The following is a 9,087-nucleotide window of genomic DNA, read 5'->3' as shown; positions in this document are numbered from 1 at the left end:
CCAAATCCTTGTTTCTCAACAAGTTTTTATCTGCATCACCGCCGATGGATGTGCATTCTACAGCATTTCTAACTCCACACAACCCCTTTTTTTAACTTTTACTTTCGCTTGTTTCTTTTTTCTACTAATTCGGTGTTTCCGTTGTTTTTATCATCTATTTATGGATAAAAAGCAGGCTCAAAGCCTGCTTTTTATTTATTTTTATTTGGTTTAGTCGGTAAATGTCACGCGTGCAATGGCTTTTTTACCCGATTGGATGATTAAAGTGACATTCTCTTTTACAGAGAAACTCATATCGACCACATTCCAATCCACTTTAACGGCACCACGACCAACCGCATCTTTTGCAGCCGCCGCATTCGCGTTTAAACCTGCCACACGCAAAATGGTTGCAATGAATAACTCGCCACCAAACTCACCACGTGAGATGGTCACTTCAGGCGTATCTTCTGGTACTTCACCTTCAGTAACACGGTTACCTGCGCTCTTATGCGCATTTTCAGCCGCTTCCGCATCATGGAAACGTTCGACCAGTTCAAGCGCCAAGATACGCTTAATTTCCTGTGGATTTCGTCCTGCTGCCATTTCATCAAGCAAAACTTTGATTTCATCCAGTGATTTAAAGCTCAGTAAATCAAAGTAACGTTCAATCAAGCTATCTGGCATCGACAAGATTTTTTGGTACATCGCACCCGGTGTGTCAAATACACCAATATAATTACCCAAAGATTTAGACATTTTATTGACGCCATCTAAACCTTCAAGAATCGGCACAGTGATGCAGACTTGTGATTCTTGACCATAGCGACTTTGTAAAGTACGCCCCATCAGCAAGTTAAAAGTTTGGTCTGTTCCACCTAACTCCACATCTGCTTCAAGTGCAATGGAATCATAACCTTGGACTAACGGATACAAGAACTCATGAATCGCAATAGGCTGATGGTTGTTATAGCGCTTGGTAAAGTCATCACGTTCTAACATACGAGATACGGTTTGTTGACTTGCCAATTGAATTAAATCGGCCGCAGTTTTTTGATTAAACCACTCCGAGTTAAAGCGTACTTTGGTTTTGTTTGGATCTAAGATTTTAAAAACTTGTTCTTGATAAGTTTTGGCATTGGCTTCAACTTGTTCACGAGACAACGGCGGACGTGTCGCACTTTTCCCAGATGGGTCACCAATCATCGCAGTATAGTCACCGATCAAGAAGGTCACTTCGTGTCCCAAATCTTGAAAAGTTTTAAGCTTATTAATCAGCACCGTATGTCCTAAGTGTAAATCAGGAGCCGTTGGGTCAAAGCCTGCTTTTACACGCAGTGGACGATTCTCTTTGAGCTTTTTCAGTAAATCTTCATCAGAAATAATCTCGTGCGTGCCTCGTTGAATGAGAGCAAGCTGTTCTTCGGCTGGCAAGAAATTTGACATCACAAAACCTAAACACATCAGTTATTCAATTTGTGCGATATACTAACATTTTTTCAGCGTCTTGCAGGGGAAGTTGTACATGAGCGCAATCTATATTGGTGTAATGACAGGCACAAGCATGGATGGTGTTGATATTGTTGCAACTTCATTTGAACCTTTAACCGTACATGCCACTTTAACAGTACCTTTTGAGCCTGAGTTACGTGACGAACTCATGGCATTAACGCTACCAGATGACAATGAAATTGATCGTATGGGCAAAGCGGATGTTGCTTTAGCGAAAATGATTGGGCATGGCATTAATGCACTGATTGAAAAGAATCATTTAGATCGAACGCAAATAAAAGCAATTGGTTCACATGGGCAAACCATTCGCCATCGTCCTGAATATGGTTTTACCTTACAAATTGGTGATCCAAACATCATTACTGAGATCACCCAACTCCCTGTTATTTCCGATTTTCGTCGACGTGATATGGCTGCAGGTGGACAAGGTGCACCATTGGTACCAGCATTCCATCAAGCATTATTCCAACATGACAGTATCCATCGTGTCATCTTGAACTTAGGCGGTATCGCCAATGTCAGCATGCTGCCTGCGAATAATCCAAACGCGGTTTATGGCTTTGATACAGGCCCTGCCAATATTCTCATGGATGCTTGGTGTCACCGCCATACTGGTCATCCCTATGATGAAAATGGCGATTGGGCCGCGTATGGACAACCGATTCGCTCACTACTTGATCGTTTACAAACACATGAATATTTTTCTAAAGAGCCCCCAAAAAGCACGGGGCGTGAAGACTTTAATCTTGAATGGTTAGATGATCAGATCAGCGATTGGCGCAATGATCTCGAATATGAAGAACTCGAAGATACACCTGAAAATGTCCAAGCCACGCTAATGAAACTGACCACACGTGCGATCAAGAAAGCGATTTATCGAAGCAAAGATTTGATGCCGACAGGTGAGGTCTATGTCTGTGGTGGCGGGGCTTATAACTCATTTCTACTTGAACAATTACGCTGGCGTTTACGTAAACATAATTGGTCAGTGCAAACAACTGATGTACTTGGTTTAGCGCCCACGTGGGTCGAAGCAACTGCTTTTGCTTGGCTGGCAATGCGCTTCGTTGAACAGCTCAGTGGCAATTTACCAGCCGTCACAGGCGCATCAGGCGATCGTATTTTAGGCACGATTACGGCGGTATAAGCAATAAAAAAGCTTCTCAATCGGAGAAGCTTTTTCGAGATCAAGCATTTATTAGATCGAAAAAGATGACCCACATCCACAAGTGGTCGTCGCATTCGGGTTTTGTATCACAAAACGAGAACCTTCCAATCCTTCAAGATAATCAACCACTGAACCAACTAAGTATTGATAGCTTAACGAGTCGACCAAAACTTTGACATCACCGTTGCTGAACTCAGCATCATCTTCATTGACACTTTCAGCAAAATTAAAGCCATAAGAGAATCCTGAACAACCGCCACCCGTGACATAAACACGTAGCATGAGGTCGTCATTCCCTTCACTTTCGCGCAATTGGCGAACTTTTTTGGCAGCATTATCTGACAATTCGAGAGCTTGGGCGTTCATGGTGGATATTCCTCAGACTTCAATACGTCTTTAACAAATTAAAAGACCCGATATTAAGTATAGCATACTCAATATCGGGTCTGTCTTTGAAGTTTTAAAGTGCAGTTAATGACTTTTTACAAGATTATTTATAATTCTCATCTTGTAAACCACACTCAAAATTCTTGGCATCTTCACGACAACGGAACTGCCATAACAATTTCATCATGCGTTTGTCATAAATACCGCGTTTGGTTAAATCAATACGCGCTTCACGCATTAATTTTTGATAGCCAGGTTTATCCGATGCAGGGACTTCCATCCAGTATTTTTGTGGAATGTCTGCTTTCATTTTGCCTAAAATATCAACCGCACGTGGCAGTTGTGAACTGACCCATTGTCTTGATTTTTGCCCGTACCCTTCTGGGAATTTATCTGAGCGAATAATAATATTTCCAGTCACTTGTAAAATTGGATAATTGACAATTGCGCCTTTAGTACCCAAACCTTTATGCAGTTCCAAAGGTTTAAATGCAGCTGCTGGTGCACCAATGATGTCCACTTGGCCATTATTAAATTTGGCACCAAAGTTAGTGACGTCTGAACTCACCGCCTGAGCACCGACTTGAGACGCCATAATTTTCTGGGCTTCATCATAGTCCAGAACCGCAATTTTCTTTCCTGCAGCTTTCGCAACCGTATTAATCTCGCGATCGTTGACCATCAGATAAGCATCACCAATCGGAATGACACCGACCACTTCATATTTACCATTGACCATTGCTTTGGCAAAGGTCTGGCTCGACAAACCTTGCATCACTTTGACTGCAAACTTTAAATCGGTAATTGCCCCAATGGCATCGAGTGAACCTGTAAATTGATTAAACTGGCGACCACGCATCCCTGTAATACTGACAGCATCACATTTACCTGCTTTAAAGTCTTCAGCAAGTACAGCTTCATTTTGTCCTACACGTAACTCAATGTCTGCACCCCATGCTTTCGCAGCAAGTTGATAGTCTTTCATCAAGGCGTATACATCGCCATTCCTTCCAACCAAATCAAATACACAAAGCGTTTGTTTTGCATGTGTGCTCAGAGAAAATGTTGCTACGCTTGACGCGAGTAAAAACGTTTTAAACCATGGCATTTTATTTTTTCCTTTGCAGCGAGGCTAATTGTTGTTGCATGAGATCAAAAAACCAAACAATGAGTTAGTCTCGAATCGAAGTTTATCAAATGAATATGGGCTTAAATTTAATGGTGTTTCATCTTCCTGATCAAACATATTTTTAAATCTTCACGATTTCATCTGATTCTTATATCTCTATGATTACGGTCTTTCTAAGTAAAGACAATGACTGAAATGACACAAACAAAAAAACAAAAAGCCTAGATAAATCTAGGCTTTAAGTATGCTCTATAGCAATCGATGATTATTCACCCGGCAATGCACACTCGAAGTTTGCTTTGTCAACTGAACAACGTGCTTTCTTCAATACAGACATCATGCTCGCATCATAGATACCACGCTTGGTTAAATCCATACGGCCATCACGGAGTAATTTTTGATATTTAAGTTTATCTTCATCACTTAATTTCATTTTGTATTTTGCTGGGATTTCAGCTTCTAAACGCTTGATCATTGCAAATGCTTTCGGTAATTGCTTCACATGCCAATCACGAGATTTTTGACCAAAACCAGCTGGGAATTTTTCTGGACGAAGGACGAGATCAGCAGTCACATGCAATACAGGAAAATCAAACATCGCACCATTTGCACCTAGACCTTTGCTCAACTCTAATGGCTTATACGCATAGGCTGGCGCACCAACCATGTCGACCTGACCATTATTAAATTTCGCAGCAAAGTTCGAAATATCAGAAAGTACAGCTTGAGCGCCTACGCGTTGAACCATGATTTTTTGTGCATCGTCATAACCCAATACCGCAAATTTCTTACCTGCTGCTTTTTCAATTGAGTTGATGTTCTTGTCACGTACAAAGATATACGCAGAACCAAGTGGCGCGATACCACCGATTTCATATTTGTTGCCACCCAAATTGGTTGTCATTTTTGCAGCATTACGTGTATCTAAAACAAAGGTAATTGCACGTTGTGCAATCTCATTGCTGGTTACACCACCTAACGAATCGATTGAACCCGCAAATTTATTGTATGGGCGAGCACGCATCGATGTCATCGCAACTGCATCACATTTACCTGCTTTGAAGTTGTTATCCGCAACAGCCTCATCCGTCATTGCAACCAAGTTAACATCTGCACCCCAACCTTTGGCTGCCAGTGCCCAATCCTGCATCATTTTGTATGATTCACCAGATCTACCCAATAGATCAAATACACAAACTTCAACTTTATTTGCTTGCGCCGAAGCAGAAAAACCAACGATTGATGCGGTGATCGCAGCTAATGCAATTTTTTTCATTTTTTCATCCCTCTACAAACTAATGTGTCTGTACTCCATGTTCAAAGCAAATATTAATCATGTTTTATGGAAAAAAATAGAGCTAATGCTCTATTTTTTGTGTCGGTATTGCTATTTTTTGTCATTTTTTAACCAGTTTATTTTACTCACCACTTAAAGAACATTCAAAATTGGTTCTTTCAACGGTACACCGTGCCCGTTTCAGTACATTCATCATGGTGGCATCATACACGCCCTGCTTGGTTAAATTCATGCGTCCATCACGTAACATTTTTTGATAACGCACCTTGTCATCATTTGACAAGGTAATTTTTGCGGCATCCATACCAGCTTCTAGACGTTGCACCATTGCAAAGTTGGCAGGTAACTTCCGAACAAACCATTGTCGAGATTGAACTGCGAAAGCGGTCGGGAATTTTTCAGGACGAATAATTAAATCACCGGTAATATTCACGACAGGGAAATTAAATAATGCGCCATTGGCTAAACCTTTATTGATCTCTAAGGGTTTATAGGCATAAGCAGGTGCTGCAATCACATCAACTTGACCACGATTAAATTTCTGCGCAAAGTCTGAAATATTCGAGGGCACAGCAATCAGATTCATACTTTCAACAATGGTTTTTTGCGCTTGGTCATAATGTAAATAAGCAAATTTCTTACCTTTGGCTTTTTCAATGGTATTTATATTTTTATCGCGTACAAAAATATAAGCCAGCCCCACTTGAATGATTCCAGCAACCTCAAATTTTTCGCCATTTAAAGTCGCGATTAGACGGTGCTGATTACGTTTATCAAGTACAAAAGAAATTGCTTTTTGCGCAATTGCATTACTGGTTACAGCACCAACGGCATCAATCGAACCTGCAAATTTATTGTATTTCCGCGCTCGCATAGAGGTCATGTACACGCCATCACACTTGCCCGCATCAAAATCACGCTCAGCTTTTTCTTCATCCTGATATGGAATAAGCTCGATATCCCCTCGCCAAGTTTGAGCCGAAAGTCGCCACTCCTCAATCAGCTTATACGACTCTCCTGCTCGTCCCAATAAGTCGAATACACAAACTTTTTGTTTTGCTTGCACTTGCGTGCTCATGACGAATAGAGTCGCGGCACTCAATGCCCAAAATCCTTTTTTCATCTTGTTTTCCCTTATTTACTATTTTGCATATTTTTCCATCAGCATCGAATGAATATAGTCAAATTTTGATCAAAATCATAGTGCTTTTATATACATACGTCGGGTTCTTATCAGTTTTAATCATATTGATCACATTTCGAATGGGTACGCTTAGGGGTCTGTGAAAGGTCACTCGCCCCTAATCTACAAGATAAAATTTGCATTCACGCCCGATCACCTTAAAATGCAGCAATCTATCGCTATTTTGCATGCTCATGATCCAATTTGACCAAGTTTCATTACGCCGTGGTGGGCGAGTCCTCTTTCAAAAAGCGTCAATGCAGCTTCACCCGGGCTGGAAGATTGGTCTTACAGGTGTAAATGGCGCAGGAAAATCGACTTTATTTGCTGCATTTTTAGGTGACGTCGTGGCAGATGAAGGCAATCTAACGCGTCCAGCGGTTTGGACTGTGGCGCATATGGCACAAGAAATTAAAGCCTTAGAAATGGCAGCAATCGATTTTGTGCTTTCAGGAGATGAGGAGTGTTGGGGAATACAACAAAAATTGGCCGATCCAGATCAGCTCAGCAATGATGAGTTAGCGCATCTGCATGGTCGTTTTGATGAGATTCATGGCTATGCCGCCCCTGCTAAAGCCGCTCAACTGATGGCTGGTTTAGGTTTCCTCGATCACCAACTCCAATTAAATGTCTCTAGTTTTTCTGGTGGATGGCGAATGCGTTTAAATTTGGCGCGCACGTTGATGAGCCGTTCAGACTTACTCTTACTGGATGAGCCAACCAACCATTTAGATTTAGATGCTATTTTATGGTTAGAAGACTGGTTAAAAGCCTATGAAGGAACATTGGTTCTTATTTCACATGACCGCGATTTCTTGGATGCCATTTGCGATCGTATTCTGCATATTGAAAATAAAGAATTAACACTGTACACAGGCAATTATTCAACCTTTGAAACCACACGCAGTGAACGCTTGGCACAACAACAACAGTCGTTTGAAAAACAGCAAGAAACGCGTGCACATTTACAAAAATATATTGATCGTTTTAAAGCCCAAGCGACCAAAGCACGTCAAGCACAAAGCCGTATTAAACAACTTGAACGGATGCAACAACTTGCACCTGCACACGTCGATACCCCCTTTACCTTTAGTTTTCGTGAGCCCACCAAAATGAGCTCGCCGCTACTCAGTCTAGATGCAGCCAGTATTGGTTATGGCGAGACCATCATCGCAGAAAAGATTCGCCTGCAAATCACCCCAAGCTCTCGTATAGGCTTGTTGGGAATGAACGGTGCAGGTAAATCAACATTGATCAAAACATTGGTAGGTGACTTACCTTTACTGGCAGGTGAATACAAAGCGTCCGAACTGCTCAATATCGGTTATTTTGCTCAGCATCAAATGGATGCCTTGGATGCAAATGCCAGTCCAATGCTGCAATTGGCTCGCATCGCGGATAAACAGATCAGTGAAGCCGCTTTACGTGCCTTTTTAGGTGGCTTTGGCTTTAGTGGTGAACGGATGGACACCCCTTGTGAAAGCTTCTCTGGTGGTGAGCGTGCGCGTTTGGCATTGGCATTGATCGTTTGGCAGCGTCCAAATGTATTGATTCTGGATGAGCCAACCAACCATTTAGATTTGGATATGCGCCATGCGCTCAGCATGGCATTACAAGACTTTAATGGTGCGGTGGTATTGGTCTCGCATGAGCGTCAATTGATTGCCAGTGTCTGTGATGAGTTACTATTGGTCCATGCGGGGAAATGCACCGAATTTGATGGCGATTTGCAAGACTACGCCAAATGGTTACGTGAAGCGCGTCAGCAACAAATCAATGCTCAAAAAGCCTTGCAACAAACATCGACCACTCAAATGACATCGGTAAAGTTAGATAAAGACGCGCAACGAAAAGCTGCGGTACGCCACCGTGAACTCACACGGCCGATCCGTAAAAATATTGAGAAAACTGAGGGACAAATTGAGAAACTTCAGCCTCGTTTAGCCGAAATTGAGAATTTGTTAGCTGACACTGCACTGTACGAAGAAAGTCGTAAAGACGACCTCCTTAAGTTGATGAATGAACAAAATGAACTAAAAGCCAAACTTGAGCTGCATGAAGAACAATTGTTAACGCTCATGATGGAATTAGAAGAGCTAGAAAGTGCTTTTGTAGGCTAATCTAATCAAGTATTCATAGATGCTCAAATCTAAGAGCATCTGTGGATACTTGATTTTTATCGTCACGTATAAAACTAAATCAATCACTCAAGTGCTTCATCATTAAGAAAAACCGTTCAAGATGTCATGATTTTTTCAATAAGCTCAGTTACAGTAACAATTGGAATATTCCCAAAAAATTGAGCTTTGGCTTCAGGCTCGATATACTCAACCCCCTATTATTGTAAAGTTATCTCTTACAAATGAATCCTGAGGGTGTGATTCATTTAATATTTTTGTACTCCAATGTGGTGAGTACGCTATTTGGGACAA

7 protein-coding genes are annotated in these 9,087 nt (G+C 41.5%); 2 read left to right on the top strand and 5 right to left on the bottom strand.

Going from position 1 to position 9,087, the window contains the following annotated elements:
• Nucleotides 1-210: 210 nt before the first annotated feature.
• Nucleotides 211-1,425 carry a tyrosine--tRNA ligase gene (gene tyrS, locus J2Y37_RS14775; protein ID WP_004672280.1) on the bottom strand — a complete coding sequence of 405 codons (1,215 nt, stop codon included), beginning with the start codon at nt 1,423-1,425 and terminating at the stop codon, nt 211-213.
• A 79-nt stretch (nt 1,426-1,504) separates the two neighbouring features.
• Here tyrS and J2Y37_RS14770 point away from each other — a divergent pair, with 79 nt between their 5' ends.
• Nucleotides 1,505-2,638 (top strand): anhydro-N-acetylmuramic acid kinase, encoded by a 1,134-nt coding sequence (locus J2Y37_RS14770; RefSeq protein WP_004672279.1) that lies wholly within the window; start codon nt 1,505-1,507, stop codon nt 2,636-2,638.
• 51 nt (nt 2,639-2,689) lie between these two features.
• Here the strand turns inward: J2Y37_RS14770 and erpA are convergent, their stop codons facing one another.
• The 4 genes from erpA to J2Y37_RS14750 all read right to left on the bottom strand — a co-directional run bounded on the left by erpA (nt 2,690) and on the right by J2Y37_RS14750 (nt 6,595).
• Nucleotides 2,690-3,025, bottom strand: coding sequence for an iron-sulfur cluster insertion protein ErpA (gene erpA / locus J2Y37_RS14765; protein ID WP_004672277.1), 336 nt, complete (start codon nt 3,023-3,025; stop codon nt 2,690-2,692).
• Nucleotides 3,026-3,149: 124 nt separating this feature from the next.
• Nucleotides 3,150-4,154, bottom strand: a complete 1,005-nt coding sequence (locus J2Y37_RS14760; protein WP_004672275.1) for a putative solute-binding protein — start codon at nt 4,152-4,154, stop codon at nt 3,150-3,152.
• Nucleotides 4,155-4,440: 286 nt separating this feature from the next.
• Nucleotides 4,441-5,451 carry a putative solute-binding protein gene (locus J2Y37_RS14755; protein WP_005194339.1) on the bottom strand — a complete coding sequence of 337 codons (1,011 nt, stop codon included), beginning with the start codon at nt 5,449-5,451 and terminating at the stop codon, nt 4,441-4,443.
• Between the two features lie 142 nt (nt 5,452-5,593).
• Nucleotides 5,594-6,595, bottom strand: coding sequence for a putative solute-binding protein (locus J2Y37_RS14750; protein ID WP_349033295.1), 1,002 nt, complete (start codon nt 6,593-6,595; stop codon nt 5,594-5,596).
• 254 nt (nt 6,596-6,849) lie between these two features.
• Here J2Y37_RS14750 and J2Y37_RS14745 point away from each other — a divergent pair, with 254 nt between their 5' ends.
• Nucleotides 6,850-8,775: an ATP-binding cassette domain-containing protein gene (locus J2Y37_RS14745; RefSeq protein WP_349033294.1), complete on the top strand. Its 1,926-nt coding sequence runs from the start codon at nt 6,850-6,852 to the stop codon at nt 8,773-8,775.
• Nucleotides 8,776-9,087 lie beyond the last annotated feature (312 nt).

Source organism: Acinetobacter sp. 3657 (genome assembly GCF_031456775.1).
Classification (GTDB): domain Bacteria; phylum Pseudomonadota; class Gammaproteobacteria; order Pseudomonadales; family Moraxellaceae; genus Acinetobacter.
Note: the sequence above shows the minus strand (reverse complement) of the source record. Positions and strands in the feature narration are given on the sequence as shown.

Excerpts from the sequence above, each read along its gene's own strand:
- tyrS (WP_004672280.1), bottom strand. The coding sequence starts at position 1,425 with ATGTCAAATTTCTTGCCAGCCGAAGAACAGCTTGCTCTCATTCAACGA.
- J2Y37_RS14755 (WP_005194339.1), bottom strand. The coding sequence starts at position 5,451 with ATGAAAAAAATTGCATTAGCTGCGATCACCGCATCAATCGTTGGTTTT.
- erpA (WP_004672277.1), bottom strand. The coding sequence starts at position 3,025 with ATGAACGCCCAAGCTCTCGAATTGTCAGATAATGCTGCCAAAAAAGTT.
- J2Y37_RS14770 (WP_004672279.1), top strand. The coding sequence starts at position 1,505 with ATGAGCGCAATCTATATTGGTGTAATGACAGGCACAAGCATGGATGGT.
- J2Y37_RS14760 (WP_004672275.1), bottom strand. The coding sequence starts at position 4,154 with ATGCCATGGTTTAAAACGTTTTTACTCGCGTCAAGCGTAGCAACATTT.
- J2Y37_RS14745 (WP_349033294.1), top strand. The coding sequence starts at position 6,850 with ATGATCCAATTTGACCAAGTTTCATTACGCCGTGGTGGGCGAGTCCTC.
- J2Y37_RS14750 (WP_349033295.1), bottom strand. The coding sequence starts at position 6,595 with ATGAAAAAAGGATTTTGGGCATTGAGTGCCGCGACTCTATTCGTCATG.